General features: G+C 65.2%; 15 protein-coding genes. 14 read left to right on the top strand and 1 reads right to left on the bottom strand.

Translation table 11 applies throughout. From position 1 onward, the window contains the following. The first annotated feature begins 23 nt into the window (after positions 1-23). The 13 genes from GYH26_RS03610 to GYH26_RS03670 all read left to right on the top strand — a co-directional run bounded on the left by GYH26_RS03610 (position 24) and on the right by GYH26_RS03670 (position 15,930). Positions 24-2,831 (top strand): glycoside hydrolase family 78 protein, encoded by a 2,808-nt coding sequence (locus GYH26_RS03610; RefSeq protein WP_161540526.1) that lies wholly within the window; start codon positions 24-26, stop codon positions 2,829-2,831. A 23-nt stretch (positions 2,832-2,854) separates the two neighbouring features. Then, entirely contained in the window at positions 2,855-4,288 is a 1,434-nt protein-coding gene (locus tag GYH26_RS03615; RefSeq protein WP_161540527.1) for a purine-cytosine permease family protein, read from the top strand. 4 nt (positions 4,289-4,292) lie between these two features. Then, the gene (locus GYH26_RS03620) at positions 4,293-4,475 is read left to right on the top strand and encodes a hypothetical protein (RefSeq protein ID WP_012843201.1); all 183 of its coding nucleotides are present in this window, start codon (positions 4,293-4,295) and stop codon (positions 4,473-4,475) included. Further along, positions 4,472-5,770, top strand: coding sequence for a TIM barrel protein (locus tag GYH26_RS03625; protein WP_431768143.1), 1,299 nt, complete (start codon positions 4,472-4,474; stop codon positions 5,768-5,770). The genes GYH26_RS03620 and GYH26_RS03625 overlap by 4 nt, the downstream gene beginning before the upstream one ends. After that, complete coding sequence (locus tag GYH26_RS03630; protein ID WP_161540529.1) at positions 5,763-7,202, top strand: rhamnulokinase; 1,440 nt, start codon at positions 5,763-5,765, stop codon at positions 7,200-7,202. The genes GYH26_RS03625 and GYH26_RS03630 overlap by 8 nt, the downstream gene beginning before the upstream one ends. Further along, on the top strand, positions 7,203-9,395 hold the full coding sequence (locus tag GYH26_RS03635) for a bifunctional rhamnulose-1-phosphate aldolase/short-chain dehydrogenase (protein WP_242006577.1): 2,193 nt from the start codon (positions 7,203-7,205) through the stop codon (positions 9,393-9,395). Beyond that, positions 9,392-10,126, top strand: coding sequence for a (Fe-S)-binding protein (locus GYH26_RS03640; protein ID WP_161540530.1), 735 nt, complete (start codon positions 9,392-9,394; stop codon positions 10,124-10,126). The genes GYH26_RS03635 and GYH26_RS03640 overlap by 4 nt, the downstream gene beginning before the upstream one ends. Continuing rightward, positions 10,126-11,526, top strand: a complete 1,401-nt coding sequence (locus GYH26_RS03645; RefSeq protein ID WP_174238457.1) for a lactate utilization protein B — start codon at positions 10,126-10,128, stop codon at positions 11,524-11,526. Before GYH26_RS03640 ends, GYH26_RS03645 begins: the two co-directional genes overlap by 1 nt. A gap of 434 nt (positions 11,527-11,960) precedes the next feature. Then, positions 11,961-12,545 carry a LutC/YkgG family protein gene (locus tag GYH26_RS03650; protein ID WP_161540531.1) on the top strand — a complete coding sequence of 195 codons (585 nt, stop codon included), beginning with the start codon at positions 11,961-11,963 and terminating at the stop codon, positions 12,543-12,545. 432 nt (positions 12,546-12,977) lie between these two features. Then, positions 12,978-14,033, top strand: coding sequence for an L-threonine 3-dehydrogenase (gene tdh / locus GYH26_RS03655; protein WP_161540532.1), 1,056 nt, complete (start codon positions 12,978-12,980; stop codon positions 14,031-14,033). A gap of 55 nt (positions 14,034-14,088) precedes the next feature. After that, a complete protein-coding gene (locus GYH26_RS03660) occupies positions 14,089-15,276 on the top strand; it encodes a glycine C-acetyltransferase (RefSeq protein ID WP_161540533.1) in 1,188 nt (395 codons plus the stop codon). A 14-nt stretch (positions 15,277-15,290) separates the two neighbouring features. After that, positions 15,291-15,548 carry an AbrB/MazE/SpoVT family DNA-binding domain-containing protein gene (locus GYH26_RS03665; protein WP_054685498.1) on the top strand — a complete coding sequence of 86 codons (258 nt, stop codon included), beginning with the start codon at positions 15,291-15,293 and terminating at the stop codon, positions 15,546-15,548. Between the two features lies 1 nt (position 15,549). Next, the gene (locus tag GYH26_RS03670; RefSeq protein ID WP_161540534.1) at positions 15,550-15,930 is read left to right on the top strand and encodes a type II toxin-antitoxin system VapC family toxin; all 381 of its coding nucleotides are present in this window, start codon (positions 15,550-15,552) and stop codon (positions 15,928-15,930) included. 61 nt (positions 15,931-15,991) lie between these two features. Here the strand turns inward: GYH26_RS03670 and GYH26_RS03675 are convergent, their stop codons facing one another. Beyond that, a complete protein-coding gene (locus GYH26_RS03675) occupies positions 15,992-16,957 on the bottom strand; it encodes an RsmB/NOP family class I SAM-dependent RNA methyltransferase (RefSeq protein ID WP_161540535.1) in 966 nt (321 codons plus the stop codon). A gap of 174 nt (positions 16,958-17,131) precedes the next feature. Here GYH26_RS03675 and clpX point away from each other — a divergent pair, with 174 nt between their 5' ends. After that, the gene (clpX, locus tag GYH26_RS03680) at positions 17,132-18,391 is read left to right on the top strand and encodes an ATP-dependent Clp protease ATP-binding subunit ClpX (protein ID WP_161540536.1); all 1,260 of its coding nucleotides are present in this window, start codon (positions 17,132-17,134) and stop codon (positions 18,389-18,391) included. The last annotated feature ends 49 nt before the right edge of the window (positions 18,392-18,440 follow it).

Genomic DNA, 18,440 nt, shown 5'->3' on the forward strand with positions numbered 1-18,440 from the left:
ACATGCGAATCTGGCTTTGCTTAATGGTGCTCCTCTTGCTGGGAGGAGCGAAAGAGGGGGCTGCGCAGTCGAACCAGGCGTTGCAGGTTACTTCGCTCCGCACGGAATACCATGTCAATCCGATCGGGATCGAGGTCCGGCAGCCGCGGTTGAGCTGGCAATTACAGAGCGACCGGCGTGATGTACGCCAGGTGGCCTATCAGATTCAGGTGGCCACCAGCCGCGAAGCGCTCGCGCGCGGACGCGAGCTCGTATGGGACAGCGGCCGCGTCGAGTCGGACCAGTCGGTCTTCGTCCCCTATGGCGGACCGGCGCTGCAGAGCCGCCAGCGCTACTACTGGCGCGTGCGCGTCTGGGACAACCACGGCCGCAGCTCGGCCTGGAGCGAGCCGGCCTTCTGGGAAATGGGGCTGCTGTCGCCTGAGGAATGGCAGGCGCAGTGGATCACGTACGACTGGGAAGAGGATACCTCGCAGCCTCAACCCGCACCGATGCTGCGCCGGACGTTCCGCGTCGATGGCCGCGTGCGCCGCGCCCGCCTTTACATTACCAGCCTGGGACTCTACGAGGCGCACCTGAACGGTCGCCGCGTGGGCGACCAGCTCTTCACGCCGGGCTGGACGAGCTACCACCATCGCCTCCAGTACCAGACCTACGACGTAACGGACCTGCTGCGTCCGGGCGAAAATGCCCTGGGCGTGATTCTGGGCGATGGGTGGTACCGGGGCTATCTGGGATGGGGTGGGCGCCGCAACGTCTATGGCGACCGACTGGCACTCCTGGCCCAGCTCGAAATCACCTACGAGGACGGCCGCACGCAGGTCGTGACCTCGGACCCCGACTGGAAGGCGACGACCGGGCCCATCCGCATGTCGGACATCTACATGGGCGAGATCTACGACGCCCGCCTTGAAAAAGAAGGCTGGACCGAGCCGGGCTATGACGACAGCGACTGGCGGGGCGTGCGTGTACTGGAGCACCCGAAAGACATCCTGATCGCGCCCATCGGTCCGCCCGTGCGTCGCATTCAGGAGATCCGTCCGGTCGCGATCCTGTACACGCCCGAAGGCGATACGGTGGTGGATATGGGCCAGAACATGGTGGGCTGGGTGCGACTGCGCGTACGGGGGCCGGCCGGCACGGTCGTGACGCTCCGCCACGCCGAAGTGCTGGACAAACACGGCAATTTCTACACGGAAAACCTCCGCCGTGCCCGACAGACGGACCAGTACATCCTTAAAGGGCACGGCGAGGAAGTTTTCGAGCCCCATTTCACCTTCCACGGCTTCCGTTACGTGGCCGTCAGCGGCTATCCGGGGGAGCTGACACCTGAGGCCATTACCGGCATCGTGATCCACTCGGCCTTTGAGCCGACCGGCACATGGATCAGCTCGGACTCGCTGCTGAACCGGCTTCAGCTCAACATCCAGTGGGGCATGAAGGGCAACTTCCTGGACGTGCCCACCGACTGTCCGCAGCGCGACGAGCGGCTGGGATGGACGGGCGACGCCCAGGTGTTTGCCCGGACGGCCATGTTCAACGGGCTGGTCGGCGGCTTTTTTACCAAGTGGCTGGGTGATGTAGCGGCCGATCAGAGTGCGGAAGGAGCTGTACCCCATGTCGTGCCCAACGTCCTGCCTTCCTTTGCGGGACGGTTTCCGGGCGGTGCGACCGGCTGGGCCGATGCCGCCGTGGTCATTCCCTGGACGATGTACCAGGTGTATGGCGACCGGCGTATTCTGGAGGTGCAGTATCCCAGCATGAAGGCCTGGGTCGAGTACATGCGCCGGGAAGCAGGGGAGGATCTGATCTGGGACACGGGCTTCCACTTTGGCGACTGGCTGGCATTCGTGCCCGAAGAGAATGTGCGGCGGGCCTATCCGGGGGCGACGACCGGGCGCGATTTTCTGGCAACCGCCTACTTTGCCTACAGCACGCGGCTGCTGGCGCAGGCGGCCGAAGTAATCGGGAAAACCGACGAGGCCCGGCACTACCGGCAGTTGTACGAGGCCATCCGGGAAGCCTTCAACCGCGAATTCGTCACACCCAACGGGCGCGTTGCGCAGGCCACTCAGACGGCCTACACGCTGGCCATTCAGTTCGATCTGTTGCCCGAGCACCTGCGGGCCGAAGCCGGGCGCCGGCTGGCCGAAGACGTGCGCGCTCATAACATGCACCTGACCACGGGCTTTCTGGGCACCCCGCAGCTACTGCACGCGCTCAGCAACACCGGCCAGCTCGACGTGGCCTACACGCTGCTGCGGCAGACCACCTACCCCTCGTGGCTCTACCAGGTGAAAATGGGCGCCACCACGATGTGGGAGCGCTGGGACAGCATCAAGCCCGACAGCACCTTCCAGGACCCCAGCATGAATTCCTTCAACCACTATGCTTATGGCTCGGTGGGCGACTGGATGTATCGCGTGGTGGCGGGAATCGATACGGAAACGCCGGGCTACCAGCGGCTGCGCATTGCGCCGCAGCCGGGAGGTGGGCTGAAGTGGGTGCAGGCGCGCTACCATTCGCTCTACGGCGAGGTGGCCTCAAGCTGGGAGCTGGTCGATCCGCAGACGTTCGTGCTGGAAGTCACCATCCCGCCGAACACCACCGCCACCGTGCGCCTGCCGGGTGCGCAGCTGGCGTCGGTGCAGGAAGGCCGGCAGCCGGTGCAATCGGCGGCCGGGGTGCATCGGGCTTATCAGGACGGCGCCGACGTGGTGATCGAAGTCGGCTCGGGCACCTACCGGTTCACCTATCCGCCCTCGGCGGAGCTGGTCCGGCGCATTCAGACGCAGCCCGAGGTAGGACAGCCTGTGACGGTGAGCTTTTAGCCACACAAAACCCACCGTAACGGATGGCACAATCTTCCCGCATGCAGGCCCTGGCGGCGCGGCTCGACGCGCTCAACGAATTCGATCGCGAGCCGGTAACGCCCGATCGGCTTCAGGGGCTAGGCAGTTTTCTGGGGTTTTACGCCGGCGAGCACGTGGCGGGCACGGAGTTCGTCATCGGGCCGCTGTTCGTCGCGCACGGCGTGGCGGCGGCCGATCTGATCGGCGGATTGCTGCTGGGTAACCTGCTGGCCGTGCTCTCCTGGGCGTTCATCTGTGCGCCGATTGCCGTACGCACGCGCCTGAACCTCTACTGGCAGCTCCGCAAGATCACGGGGCCGTACCTGCTGGTGCTCTACAATCTTGTCAATGCCCTGATGTTCTGCTTCCTGGCCGGCTCCATGATCTCGGTGGCAGCCACGGCCGTCGGCATGCCCTTCGACATGAAAATGCCCGGGCTCGACGATCTGTATCCGAACAGTGTGGGCTGGGTGCTGACTGTGTTTTTCGTCGGGGCGGTGGTGACGGTCTTCGCCATCTTGGGCTTCGAAAAGATCGCCCAGCTGGGTAAGGTGGCGGCCCCGTGGATGTTTCTGGTGTTTGTGGCCTGCGCGCTGGCTGTCCTGCCGCAGCTGGGCGTGCATTCGTGGAGCGACTTCTGGCGCGTGGCCCAGGAGAAGATCTGGACCGGCGAGCCCATGCCGGGCCGCGTGAAGTTCACCTTCTGGCATGTGGTGTTTTTCTCCTGGTTTACGAACATGGCCATGCATATCGGCATGGCGGATCTGACCGTGTTGCGCTACGCGCGCAAATGGACCTACGGCTTTGCCAGCGCGGCCGGCATGTACCTGGGGCACTTCATCGCCTGGATCGCCTCGGGCATCCTGGTGGCGGCCGCGCTGGAGCAGGGCGGCGACGTGGCCCCCGGCCCCATCGCCTACCTGGGGGCCGGCGTGGCCGGGCTGATCGCCGTCGTGATCGCCGGCTGGACGACGGCCAACCCCACCATCTATCGGGCCGGACTGGCCATCCAGACAATCACGCCCAACTGGAAGCGCTGGAAGGTTACGCTGGCCGTGGGCGCCGTGACCACCATCGCTGCGCTGTTCCCAGCCATTATGATGCGGCTGCTCGACTTCGTGGCGCTCTACGGGCTGCTTCTGATGCCTATGGGTGCGGTGATCTTTGCCGATTTCTGGCTGCTGCCGCGCCTGGGATTGCGCTCCTACTATGCCGAGTGGCGCAGACTGCTTTTCAGCTGGCCCGCCGCCGTGGCCTGGGGTGGGACGCTGCTCGTGTGCGGATTGCTGAACCTGCTGCTGGGCTGGCAGATCTTCTTCCTCGGCTTGCCCGGATGGTTCGTGGCCGTGGCGCTCTACGTGGGGCTCAGCTACCTGCAGCAGCGCCGCGCGGCGCCGGTGACGACACCCGAAGTTACCGCAAACGTGACGAAATAAAACCATGTTACGCCGTCTGTTGCAGGGATTGTCTGGCCTGGGGCTGGTCCTGACGGTCGCTCCCTCGTGGCTGGTGTTTGCCGGCCGGATCACCTGGGAGATGCATGCCGATCTGATGCTGGTGGGAACGGCCCTCTGGTTTGCGACGGCACCGTTCTGGATGCGATCGAAAGCGGACATGCTCTGAAAAAAGCCATGATCGACGCGGAAATTCTGGAACGACACAACCGACAGCGCGAGGCCGCGCACCGGCGTGATCTGGAGTACCTGGCCGAGCGGCTGGCGCGAAGCGGGATCGTGCTGGAAGCGGTGCTCGACGAACTGGCCACTTTCGAGGTGGCGCTGCCCACCTGGGCCATGGCGGCCGGCGGTACACGCTTCGGGCGCTTTCCGATACCGGGCGAACCGCGCACCATCTTCGAAAAGCTCGAAGATGCTGCCGTCATTCATCAGCTCACGCGGGCCACGCCGCGCGTGTCGCCGCATTTCCCCTGGGACGTGGTAGATGACTGGGCGGCGCTGCGGGCCCATGCCGAGGCACTGGGGCTGGGCTTCGATGCGGTCAACTCGAACACGTTTCAGGATCAACCCGACCAGCCATATTCCTACAAACTGGGCTCGCTCAGTCACGCCGATCCGGCCGTCCGGCGCCAGGCCATCGCGCACAACCTGCAGGTCGTCGCCTGGGGACAGGAGCTGGGTTCAACGGCACTGACCGTCTGGCTGGCCGACGGAAGCAACTATCCGGGCCAGATGCACCTGCGCCGCAGCTTCGAGCGCGTGCAGGAAAGCCTGGCCGAAATCTACGCGGCGCTCCCCGAAGGCTGGCGGATGCTCATCGAATACAAGCCCTACGAACCGGCTTTCTACGCCACGGTCATTCAGGACTGGGGCTCGGCCCTGCTGCTGGCTCAGGCGCTGGGTGAGCGTGCGCAATGTCTGGTCGATCTGGGCCATCACCTGCCCAACACCAACATCGAGCTCATCGTGGCACGGCTCATCGGGGCCGGCAAGCTGGGAGGCTTTCATTTCAACGATGCCAAGTATGGCGACGACGATCTGACGGCCGGTTCGATCAAGCCCTACCAGCTTTTCCTGGTATTCAACGAACTGGTCGATGCAGCGCGCGAGGGCGTGCCGGGCTTTCGGCCGGCCTACATGATCGATCAGAGCCACAACGTGAAGGATCCGATCGAGGCGCTACTGCAGACGGTCGATCACCTGCAGCGGGCCTATGCGCGGGCGCTGCTGGTCGATCGCGAGGCACTCAGCCACTACCAGGAGACGGGCGACGTGCTCATGGCCGAGCGAACGCTACGGGCGGCGTTCGAGACCGACGTCGGGCCGCTGGTGGCCGAAGTGCGTCGCCGTCGCGGTGGTGCCCTGGACCCCGTACTGGCTTTCCGGGAGTCCGGTTACCGCCAACAGAAAGCCCGCGAACGAAGCACTCCGGCAACCGCACAGGCACCCGGCTATGCGTGAGCGGCGAGCAGGCTACCTGGCCTTCGATCTGGGCGCCTCCAGCGGGCGTGCCATGCTGGGCTGGCTGGAAGGGCCGGTCCTGCACATGGCCGAAGTGCATCGCTTCGAGACGCCTTTGATCGAACGGGACGGCCATCTCTTCTGGGACGTGGAGGCGCTGGAACAGGAGATCTGGACCGGCCTGCAGCAGGCGCTGGAGCAGATGCCAGCGCTGCGTGCGGTGTCGGTGGATTCCTGGGCGGTCGATTACGTGCTGCTGGACCGGGAGGGACGTCCGCTCCGGCCGCCTTACAGCTACCGGGACACGCGGACGCGCCCGATGATGGCGCGGGCCTTTGCCCGGGTCTCTCCGACTGAACTCTACGCCCGGACAGGTATCCAGCTGATTCCTATCAACACGCTCTACCAGCTGCTGGCCGACCTGGAGGAGGACCCGGCGATGCTTCGCCGGGCTGAACGGCTACTGCTGATCGCCGACTACTTCAACCAACGGCTGGGCGGGCAACCCGTGGTCGAAGTCTCGATGGCCAGCACCACCCAGCTCATGAACGTGCATACCCGCCAGTGGGACGCGGAGCTGCTGCGCGCGTTCGGGCTCGATTTTCCGTGCTGGCCCGACATTGTGCCTTCAGGCCAGGTGATCGGCCAGGTGCGGGGGCATCCATCCGTGGCCGTGATCGCTTCCTGCTCGCACGACACGGCCTGCGCGGTGGCGGCCGTGCCCGCTCGTCCGGGCACCCGCTGGGCCTACATCAGCCTCGGCACCTGGGCACTGCTGGGCGTGGAGCGTACCACGCCGATCCTGACCGACGCCGCCCGGGAGGCCGGCTTCACGCACGAGGCAGGACTTGACGGTACGATTCGCTTTTTGAAAAACCTGACGGGCCTCTGGGTGCTGCAGGAGTGCCTTCGAGCATGGCGCCAGGAAGGACCGGTCTCGTGGGAAACGCTCGAAGCCGAAGCGCGTGCGGCGCCCGCCGATCGGTGCTACCTCGACCTGGACGATCCCTACTTCTTCGAACCGGGGCAGATGCCCGAGCGCATTGTGGCCTATTGCCGGCGGCACGGCCTTCCGGTACCGGAAGGCCGGGGCCAGATGGTGCGGGCCATCCTGGAAAGCCTGGCCCAGAACTTCCGGCGGGCGCTGCGCCAGCTGGAGGCGCTCATCGAAGCGCCGGTCGATACGCTGCACATCGTGGGGGGCGGCGCCCGTAACCGGCTGCTCTGTCAGCTCACGGCCGACACCTGCGAGGTGCGTGTGGTGGCCGGTCCAGCCGAGGCGACGGCCATGGGCAACCTGCTCATTCAGGCCCGCACGCTGGGCGACCTGCCCGAAGGCTACACACTGCGTGACGTTGTGGCCCGCTCCGAGACCTGCTGGATCTACGAACCTCATCAGGAACCCATTCCGCAAACCTTAACTGAAGGATAGATGGAAACACAGATGACGTTTACGTTCGTGGAAAACCGCTGGGACGATGCGGTCGCGGATCAACTGGATCCGCTGGGACGCCTGGTGTACCGTTCCAACCTGCTGGGCAGCGACTGGCGCATCACGAACACCGGCGGTGGCAATACGTCCTCCAAGCTGATCGAGCGTGATCCGATCACCGGCGAGCCCGTCGAGGTGCTCTGGGTCAAAGGCTCCGGAGGTGATCTGCGCACGGCTACGCGGAAAAACTTCGCCTCGCTTTACCAGCAGAAACTATTGGCGCTGCAGGAAATCTACGCCCGTATGGAACCGCGTGGCCCCAAGACGCCAGCCGAAGATGCGATGGTCGAACTGTTTCGCCACTGCATCTTCAACCTGAACCCCTGCGCGCCCAGCATCGACACGCCGCTGCATAGTTTTATCCCTTATCGGCACGTCGACCATACCCATCCGGTCCCCTGCATTGCCATCGCGACCGCCAAAGACGGACCGGACCTGACACGGGAGATCTACGGTGACGAGGTGCTCTGGGTGGACTGGCAGCGGCCCGGCTTCGAGCTGGGGCTCAAACTGCAGGAACTCTGCCGTCGGCATCCTTCGGCCCGCGGGGCGATTCTGGGAGGGCACGGCCTCATCAACTGGGCCGACGACGACAAGGAGTGCTACCTGCTCACGCTGCGATTGATCGACCAGGCTGCGCAATATCTGGCTCGCTTCGATCGGGGTATCGAAACGTTCGGCGGACGGAAATATCCGGCGCTTTCCGAAGCCGAACGGGAAGCCGTGCTGGTTGAAATCCTGCCCTGGCTGCGTGGCCAGCTCAGCCAGGAGAAGCGGGTGATCGCTACCGTCGAGGCGAGCGAAAACGTCCTAGATTTTGTCAACTCGAACAGAGCGCCGGAACTGGCCGAACTGGGAACGTCGTGTCCGGACCACTTCCTGCGCACGAAGATCAAGCCGCTTTACGTGGACTGGAATCCGACGGCTGAGTCGCTGGAGGTGCTCAAAGAGCGCCTGCAGGAAGGGCTGGAGCGGTACCGCGCCGACTATCGGGCCTACTACGAAGCGCATCGCAAGCCCGACTCGCCGCCCATGCGCGGCGCCGACCCGACGGTGGTGCTCATTCCCGGCGTCGGCATGATCGCCTGGGGCAAGACCAAAAGCGAAAGCCGCGTGACGGCCGAGTTTTACAAGAGCGCCATCGAGGTGATGCGCGGGGCCGAGTCGGTCAGCACCTACACGGCGTTGCCGCGCCAGGAGGCGTTCGACATCGAGTACTGGGCACTGGAGGAGGCCAAGCTGCGGCGTATGCCGCCCGAGAAGGAACTGGCTCGGCAGATTGTCGTCGTCGTGGGAGCGGGTAGTGGCATCGGCCGTCGCGTGGCCGAACGGCTGGTACAGGAAGGCGCGGTAGTGGCTGCACTGGACCTGAACGGTCCGGCCGCCCGTGAAACGGCCGATCGCATCCTGGAGCAGGTGGGCATGGGCATCGGGGTAGCGGGTACGGGCATTTCGGCCTGCGGCGACGCCATCGGCCTGGAAGTGGACATGACCGATCGCGAGGCCGTGCGCCGGGCGCTTCGTTCGGTGATTCTGGCCTATGGTGGACTGGACCATCTGGTGATCACCGCCGGACTCTACGTGCCGCCGCCGCCCACCGGCGAGATCCCCGATGCCCGCTGGGACGACACCTTCCGGGTGAATGTGACAGGGCCGTTCATCGTAGCGGACGAAGCTCGGCGCATCTGGGAAGCCCAGGGCCTCCCGGGCTCGCTGGTGATTACCACCAGCGTCAACGCCGTAGTGCCCAAGGTGGGCAGTATGGCGTACGATACGAGCAAAGCGGCCGCCAACCACCTCGTGCGCGAGCTGGCCCTCGCACTGGCACCGCTCGTCCGGGTCAACGGCGTGGCGCCTGCGACGGTCGTCGAAGGCAGCGCCATGTTTCCGCGCGAGCGGGTCATCGCTTCCCTCCTGCGCTATGGCATCCCCTTCGACGAAAATGAAGACACCGAAACGCTTCGCCAGCGACTGGCCGACTTCTACGCGCGGCGCAACCTGCTCAAAGCGCCGATCACGCTGGACGATCAGGCCGAAGCGATCTTCCTGCTGGTGAGCGGACGCCGCCTGAGCAAAACCACCGGCCAGGTGCTCCACGTGGACGGCGGCATTCCGGAAGGCTTTCTGCGATGACCGTCGCGCTTTTTGTGCCCTGCTATATCGATCAGTTTTACCCGCGCGTGGCGCGGGCGGCGCTGACGCTGCTGGAGCGGCTGGGCTGTCGCGTGGAGGTCCCGCTGGATCAGACCTGCTGCGGGCAGCCGCTGGCCAACGCGGGTTTTGCCCGGGAGGCGCGGCCTGTCATGGCGCATTTCGTGCGAGTGTTCGCGCCGTACGATTACATCGTGGCGCCTTCGGGTAGTTGCGTCTTTCACGTGCGACATCATCTGGAAGCGGACGACGCCGAAGCCGTCCGGCACGTGCAGCAGCGCACCTACGAGCTGTGCCAGTTTCTGCGCGAAGTGCTGCAGGTCGAGCGGATTGAAGCGCGCTTCCCGCACCGTGTGGCAGTACACGACAGCTGCCACGGCCTGCGCGGCCTGGGACTGGGCCGTCCGTCCGAGCGTATGGTCCCCGCCTACAGCGTGGTGCGTGACCTGCTGCGTCAGGTCGATGGACTGGAGCTGGTCGAGCCGTCGCGCCCCGACGAGTGCTGCGGTTTCGGTGGAACGTTCGCCGTCGAAGAAGAAGCGATGTCGGTGCGCATGGGGCAGGATCGGCTCGACGACTTCCTGCAGGCCGGCGCCGAAGTGGTCGTCAGTACCGATATGTCCTGCCTGATGCATCTGGAGGGGCTGGCACGGCGGCAGCAGCTGCCCCTGCGCTTTCTGCACGTGGCCGAGATCCTTGCCGGAGCGGACTGATGGAGGGGTTCATCGAACTGCCTGTGGTCGATCATGCCCGGCTGGCCGCCCGTTTTGTGGCCGATGCCGAACGTGTGCAGTGGCACGATGCGCTGCTCTGGCAGGTGCGGCTGAAGCGCGATCGGGCCGCTGCCGAGGTGCCCGAATGGGAGGAATTGCGGCGACTGGCCTCGGAGATCAAGGCGCACGTGCTCACGTATCTGGATCGCTACCTGGAGCAGTTCGAGGCACAGGCGCGCGCCTGCGGCATCCAGGTGCACTGGGCGCGCGATGCCGCCGCCCACAACCGTATCGTGCATGAGCTGCTGGCCACCCGCCATGTGCGGCGCGTGGTCAAAAGCAAATCGATGCTGACCGAAGAGTGCGGTCTGAACCCCTACCTGGAGGCGCGTGGCATCGAGGTGGTCGATACGGATCTGGGCGAGCGCATCATGCAATTGCTCCGGCAGCCGCCCAGCCACATCGTTACCCCGGCCATCCATCTGCGTCGCGAAGAGGTGGCCCGGCTCTTTCATGAAAAGCTCGGCGTGCCCGAAAACCTGACGCCCGACGAACTGGTGGCCGTCGCCCGCCGGGTGCTTCGCCAGAAGTTTCTGGAAGCCGAGGCGGCCATCACGGGCGTCAACTTTGCCGTGGCCGAAACCGGAACGCTCGTCGTCTGCACGAACGAGGGCAACGCCGATCTGGGCATGCACCTGGCACCGGTGCACATTGCCGCAATGGGGATCGAAAAACTCATCCCGCGTCTCGTCGATCTGGGTGTGTTTCTGCGGTTGCTGGCGCGCAGCGCTACCGGCCAGCCCCTCACGGTGTACACGACGCACATCGGGCGGCCGCGTCCCGGCCAGGAAGTGCATGTGGTGCTGGTCGATAACGGCCGAAGCCGTCGGCTGGGGCTGCCACGCTTCTGGCCGGCGCTGAAGTGCATTCGGTGTGGGGCCTGTATGAACACGTGCCCGGTCTATCGCCGGAGCGGTGGTTACAGCTACGGAGCCACGGTGCCCGGACCGATCGGCGCCATTCTGATGCCCGGCTACGACGCGGCCCGCTATCGGACGCTGCCCTATGCCTCGTCGCTGTGCGGCTCGTGTCGCGAAGTGTGTCCCGTGCAGATCGACATCGACGAGCAGCTTTATGCCTGGCGGCAGGAGGTCGGTCCGCGCTATGTCCCCCGCCTGAAGCGCCTCGCCATGCGGCTGGCCGCCCGGGTGCTGGCTTCGCCGGGGCGCTACCGGAGGGCCGGACGCCTGCTGCGCTGGAGCCTGCGGCGCCTGCCGCGCCGGATCCTCTACGGCCCCTGGAACGGCTGGGGACGTGCCCGCGAGCTACCCTCGGCCCCGGCGGAAAGTTTTCTGGAATGGTATCGGAAAACCAGAGCCTCGGCCACGGCGCAACGATAACCGCTCCGGCGGGTTCGGCAGGGACGCGCCAGTACGCGCGTCCGATGAGTCGTTTTTAGAACTTATATGGGATCGCTGATTTGCCAGTGCATGATGGCACAACCTTCTGTGTACCGGACATCATCCGGTACGACGGGGCGGACACAACGGTCCGCCCCTACCTGGTAGGAAGGTCGTCGTTTGCCCAGGCCGGAGCGCACCACCGTGTGCGCCCGTGTTTTCTCACATACACCAGAGGATGATCCGGTAAGCCAGGGCTTTGCGCTGCGTGTCAGGAGCACGGGTTTGTAGTAAGCCACGAAGGCGCCAGCCGTAGTGGCATCACCCGAGACGGCACTCCGCTTTGCTCCGTGCCTGACTACGAGCGCACGGGTCGTGCTTCAAACGGCAGGCTGTAAATCCTACCGAAACGCCATCGAAAATCTACGAACGCCATGTCGGACCCGGACCGTCGGCATATGCTGGAAGCCATTCGCCGAAACCGGCCGCCCGCGGCGCCGTTGCCCGAGATTCCGGCCTTTGCAGCGGCGGGGGAGGCGGCGCTGCGGGAACGCTTCGTGGAAAAAGTCCGGCGGGCCGGGGGCGAGGTGCTCGAAGCGCCGGAGAATGAACTGGAGGCCGTACTGCAACCCCTGCTTCCGGCGCAATGGGCTTCGACGGTGCCGGGACTGGCCGGGTCGGTGCATCTGGACGCCGTGGACGATCCGCACGCGCTGGATGATCTGGAGACGCTGGTGTGCCCTGCGCGGCTGGGCGTGGCCGAAAACGGAGCCGTCTGGCTCGACGACGAAGCGCTCGTCCACCGGGCCGCCGCTTTTCTGGTCGAGCACCTGATCGTCGTGCTGGACGGTCGTCACCTTGTGGCCGACCTGCACGAAGCCTATGCCCGACTGGCGCCGACGTGGCAGGGGTTCGGGCTCTGGGTGGCCGGCCCCTCCAAGACGGCCGACATCGAGCAGACGCTTGTCCACGGCATCCACGGCCCGAGACGGTTTACGGTGGTGCTGCGGACCCCTTAAAACGTAAGGCAGGTGCGTAGAATCCCCTGACCACACGTCATTTTTCGGACCGAAAGCACGGGCGTTTCCGGCGGTACGTTGCTACCGGATAAACGATACCATTTCTACCACGTAGGACGGACCGCCGTGTCCGCCCCTACGTTCCTGCGGATTGGTTCCGGCACAGGGAGGCGATCAGCCGGGTAGCAGCCAGAACACGAGCGCGCCGCTCGCTCATAAACTTCATGGCGGGCAGAGCGGTTGTAGCCAATCCGGACCGTTTGAACGACAGGGGCCTGCGGGATCGGGCGCTTCAGCAAGAAGCTATCCCGGGCGTCCATCAAAGGGCTGCCCACATCTTTTTCACTGAAGCCCCCCGGTTGAAACCCTCGCGCGTTGTATTTTGCGACGAAAAACGTCGGGGTTCTGTGCCCCTGAGCTTTGTGGGAGCCTATGAAAATGAAAGCACTGGCCAAGATGCGCCCGGGGCCCGGGCTGGAACTGATCGAGACCGAGGTGCCACAGCCCGGCCCGCGGGATGTGTTGATTCGCGTAACGGCGACGTCGATCTGTGGCACCGACGTGCACATCTACCGGTGGGATGGCTGGAGTCAGCAGCGCATCCGGCCACCGCTGATTCTGGGCCACGAGTTTGCCGGCGAGATCGTGGCGGTGGGCGAAGCGGTCGAGGGGCTGGAGGTGGGTCAGCCGGTTTCGGCCGAAGGGCACATCGTGGACCATACCTGTGCCGCCTGTCGGGCCGGTCAGCCACACCTGTGCCGCAATGCGCGTGTGATCGGCATCGACCGTCCCGGTGCCTTCGCCGAGTACGTGTGCGTGCCGGCCGAGAACGTCTGGGTCAATGCACCCGATGTGCCACCGGAGATCGCCTCGCTGCAGGATCCGTTCGGTAATGCCGTGCACGCTGTCTACACGTTCGACCTGGCCGGTCGCTCGGTGCTGGTGAGCGGGTGCGGGCCGATCGGCCTCATGGCCATTCCGGTGGCCCGCGTGGCGGGCGCCCGGCTGATCATTGCCACCGATCCCAACGAGCAGCGGCTGGCGCTGGCCCGGCGCATGGGTGCCGACGTGGTGCTCAATCCCCGGCGCGACGAGGTGGCCGAGCAGGTGCGGGCGTTGACCGGCGGGGACGGCGTGGACGTCGTGCTGGAGATGAGTGGAGCGCCGATGGCCATTCAGACCGCGCTGGAAGCGCTTCGCCCCGGGGGACAGGTGGCCGCGCTCGGCCTGACGCCCGAGCCGATCGCACTCGACTGGAACGACCTGGTGGTGATCAAAGGCGCCACCGTCCAGGGCATCTACGGCCGCAAGATCTGGGACACCTGGCACCGGATGCGGGCGCTCCTGCAGACCGGCGCCGTCGATCTTCGTCCGCTCATCACGCACCGCCTGCCGCTGGAGGCCTACGAGGAAGCGTTCCGGCTGCTGATGAATCCCGGCGACGAAGTGGTCGCCAAGGTCATCCTGTACCCCAACGGCATGGACTGAAGCCCTGAAACCTGCTATCTTTGAAGAAACGTCCCGAACCCAACCGGAGCCTGCCATGAGCCACCCGTTGAGCTGGATCGATGACGAGCTGGCCGCGCTGAAAGAGGCCGGCCTGTACACGTACATCCGCACGATCGAGTCGCCGCAGGGCGCCTGGCTGACCGTCGACGGCAAGCGGGTGCTGAACTTCTGCTCGAACAACTATCTGGGGCTGGCCAATCATCCCCGCCTGGTGGAGGCGGCCCGAAAGGCGATGGAGCAGTACGGCGTCGGGCCCGGCGCCGTACGCACGATCGCGGGCACGATGACGCTGCACGTGGAGCTGGAGCGGCGGCTGGCCAAGTTCAAGGGCGTCGAAGCCGCCATCACGTTCCAGAGCGGCTTTGCGGCCAACCTGGCCACGATCCCGGCCATCGTGGGCCGCGAAGACGTGATCTTCAGCGACCAGCTCAACCACGCCAGCATCATCGACGGCTGCCGCCTCAGCCGGGCTACCATTGTGGCATATCCGCACAACGACGTGGACGCGCTCGAAGACCTGATCAAGGAGCACGGCCCGCAGTACCGCCGCAAGCTGATCGTGACGGATGGCGTCTTCAGCATGGATGGCGACATCGCGCCGCTGCCGCGGTTGGCCGAGCTGGCCAAACGCTACGGCTGCATCCTGATGGTGGACGACGCGCACGGCGAGGGCGTGCTGGGCCGGGGCGGCCGGGGCATCGTCGATCACTTCGGCCTGCACGGCGTGGTGGACATCGAAGTGGGCACCATGTCGAAGGCCTTCGGCGTGATGGGTGGCGTGGTGGCCGGCAGCCGTCGGCTCGTCGAGTGGCTCCGCCAGCGCGGACGGCCGTTCCTGTTCTCCAGTGCCATGACCGTGCCCGACGTGGCCGCGTGCCTGGCGGCCATCGACCTGCTGGAGGAGAGCACCGAGCTGGTCGATCGCCTCTGGGACAACGCCCGCTACTTCAAAGCGAAAATGCAGGAGCTGGGCTTCGATACGGGCAAGAGCGAAACGCCCATCACGCCGATCATGCTGGGCGAGGCGCCGCTGGCGCAGGAGTTCAGCCGCCGCCTGTTCGAAGAGGGCGTCTTCGCCATGGCGATTGGCTATCCGACCGTGCCGAAGGGGGCCGCCCGCATTCGCGTCATGCCCAGCGCCGCACACACGCGCGAAGACCTGGACTTTGCCATCCGGGCCTTCGAAAAAGTCGGCCGCGAGCTGGGCGTGCTCGTGGCGTAAAGCAGAGGGATGTGATGAGAAAAACACAGACGCCGCAAGAGATTCGCCTGGGCAAGCGTGGCCAGGTGGTGATTCCAGCCAATGTGCGTCAGCAGTTGGGACTGGCGCCGGGCGACCGGCTGATTGTGCGTGTGGAAGATGGCCGATTGATCCTGGAAAAGCGCCAGGAAGTGATCGAACGGGTGAAGGCCCGGTTCGCCCACATTCCCTCAGAGGTCTGTCTGTCCGACGAATTGATTGCGGAGCGTCGGGCCGACGCACAGCGTCCCTGATATGGAACATGGTGTTGTGCTCGATGCCTCGGCCCTGCTGGCCTGGCTACATGACGAGCCCGGCGGCGACCAGGTGGAAGCGCTGCTGGAGGTGGCGGTAATGTCTGCCGTCAACTGGTCAGAGGTGCTCCAGAAAAGCCTGGCTCGCGGCGTCGCAGTGGAGGGATTGCGAGAGGATCTGGAGGCGCTGGGACTGCAGATCGAGCCATTCATCATCCGGGATGCGGAGATTGCCGCCGGCCTCTGGGAGCAGACGCGACCGCTCGGGCTTTCGTTGGCCGACCGGGCCTGTCTGGCCCTGGGTTTACGATTGGGATGGCCGGTCGTTACGGCTGATCGGGCCTGGCAGGCACTGGGGAGCCAGGTACGCCTTATTCGATAAACCGGAGCTTCCCCAGACTTCGAAAAAGTCGGCCGCGAGCTGGGCGTGCTCGTGGCCTGACTCAATGGCGGGCGCGCTGCGTGGAAGCACACTTACGCAGGCGGCACAGGAAGAAGCCTTCCATTTCGGTGGTGGGCAGGATGCGCCGGGCATGGCGGAGTGCGGGGTGGAACGAACGACCCTCCCAGCTTTCAAGGCCGGGCAGCTGGTTGGCAAGGGGCAGGTCGACGGGTTCGACGGTCAGCACGCCGTCGAAGGTGCGCAGCAGGCGATCGAGCACGGCTTCGTTCTCTTCCGGCGCCATCGTGCAGGTGGCGTAAACGAGCACGCCGCCCGGGCGCAGGCTCTGGACGGCCGACACCAGCAGCCGGTACTGCTTGCGGGCCATCTCGCGGATTTTGCGCGGGCTCCAGTAGGCGAACGTCTCGGGATCGCTCAGGTGAAAGCGTCCTTCCGAAGAGCAGGGCGCATCGACCAGCACGTAGTCGAAGGATTCGGGCCGGTAGCGCCCCACGCGCGTGCCGTCCTGCAGGTACAACCGCACGTTGGGGGCGCCGTAGGCCTGCACGTTGGCCTTCAGGCGATAAAAGCGCGGGCGTACGACCTCGACGGCGGCAATTTCGCCCCGGCCCTGCATCAGGCAGGCCAGTTGCAGCGTCTTGCTCCCCGGCGCCGCGCACAGGTCCAGCACGCGCGCGTCCGGCTCGGGCGCCAGCACCAGCGGCGGCAGCATGCTGGCCAGGTCCTGCACGTAGATCCACCGCTCGCGGTAGGGCCTGCTTTCGAGCAGCGCTGCGCGCGCTTCCGGGGGCACCTGGAAGGCGTCGGCATACCACGCCACCGGCCGCGGCTGAAGGCCTTCGGCTTCCAGCGCGGCCTGCACGGTATCGCGATCGACCTTCAGCGTATTGACCCGGAAGGCCATGGCGCGCGGCTCTCGGAAAGCCGCTTCAACCATCGGCAACCGGTCCGGCGGCACCAGCCGCCGGAGCCGCTCCAGGAAGGCTTCCGGCAGGGCGGTGATCATTTTCCGAAGAACCGGAAGCGGGAAAAGGAGTTACGGTAGGTTGCAGGCCTGCTCCTTAACGCACCTCGCTGCCGGTAGTTTTGCCCGGTGATTGAAGAGGTTGCGCGAAGATGCCGATATTCTTACCATAGCAGGCAGGGCGCCGTGTCTTCGATCAGGTAACCTGAGAACGTAATGCGCCGAAGTGACGACACGATTCGCTGCTCGTTCTGTGGGCGGACGACCCAGGAAGTCCTTTCGATGGTGGCCGGTCCGAACGATGTGTACATCTGTGACCGTTGTATTCACGACGCGGCCGGCATCGTCCGTAACGATCTGATGGCCCATGCGGCCGCCCGTCGGCGCCCCCAGGCGCATCGGCGTCGCCTGACCCCTCCGGAGATCAAGGCCGCCCTCGACGAATACGTGATCGGCCAGGAGCGGGCCAAAAAGACGCTGGCCGTGGCGGTTTACAACCATTACAAGCGGATCGACCATCAGCACTATCTGTCCGATTACGACGACGTCGAGCTGGAAAAATCCAACATCCTGCTGATCGGTCCGACCGGTACGGGCAAGACGTTGCTAGCGCGCACGCTGGCCCGCATTCTCGACGTGCCGTTTTCGATTTCCGACGCCACGGCGCTGACCGAAGCCGGTTACGTGGGCGAAGACGTCGAAAGCATTCTGGCGCACCTGCTGCACGCGGCCGACTTCAACGTGGAGCGGGCCGAGCAGGGCATCGTCTATATCGACGAGATCGACAAGATCGCCCGCAAAAGCGACAGCCCTTCGATCACGCGCGACGTTTCGGGCGAAGGCGTGCAGCAGGCGTTGCTGAAGATTCTGGAGGGCACGATCGCCGGGGTGCCGCCGAAAGGTGGCCGCAAGCACCCGGAGCAGAACCTGATCAACATCGACACGCGCAACATCCTGTTCATCTGTGGCGGGGCCTTCGAAGGGCTGGAAGAGATCATTGCCCGTCGCCTTTCGACCTCGTCGATCGGATTTTTTGCCTCGGGGGGCAGGCGCGTCGATCCGAAAGATCCGCGTATTTTCTACTACGTCGAGCCCGACGACCTGCTGAAGTTCGGACTCATTCCCGAATTCATCGGACGTCTTCCCGTCATCACGCCGCTGGAGGCGCTTTCGGACGAGGCGCTCCGGAGCATTCTGACCGAGCCGAAGAATGCGCTGGTGCGCCAGTACCAGAAGCTGTTCGCCATGGACGGCATCGAGCTGATCTTCGAGGAGGAGGCACTCGATGCCATTGTCGAGCGGGCCAAGGAGCTGGGGACCGGCGCGCGGGGACTGCGGGCCGTCATGGAGGAGGTGATGCTCGACATCATGTTCAACATCCACACGATGCCCGACGTGGGCGTGTGCCGGATTACGGCCGCCACGGTCCGCTATGGCGAGGCCCCGATCTACGAAGAACGTCGCGCCAGCGCGTAACGCAACGGTTGCAGAAGCGGCCGGAACCCCTGGTAGCCGACGGATTTAG

Origin of the sequence: Rhodothermus marinus, from assembly GCF_009936275.1 — a bacterium.
GTDB classification, from domain to species: domain Bacteria; phylum Bacteroidota; class Rhodothermia; order Rhodothermales; family Rhodothermaceae; genus Rhodothermus; species Rhodothermus marinus_A.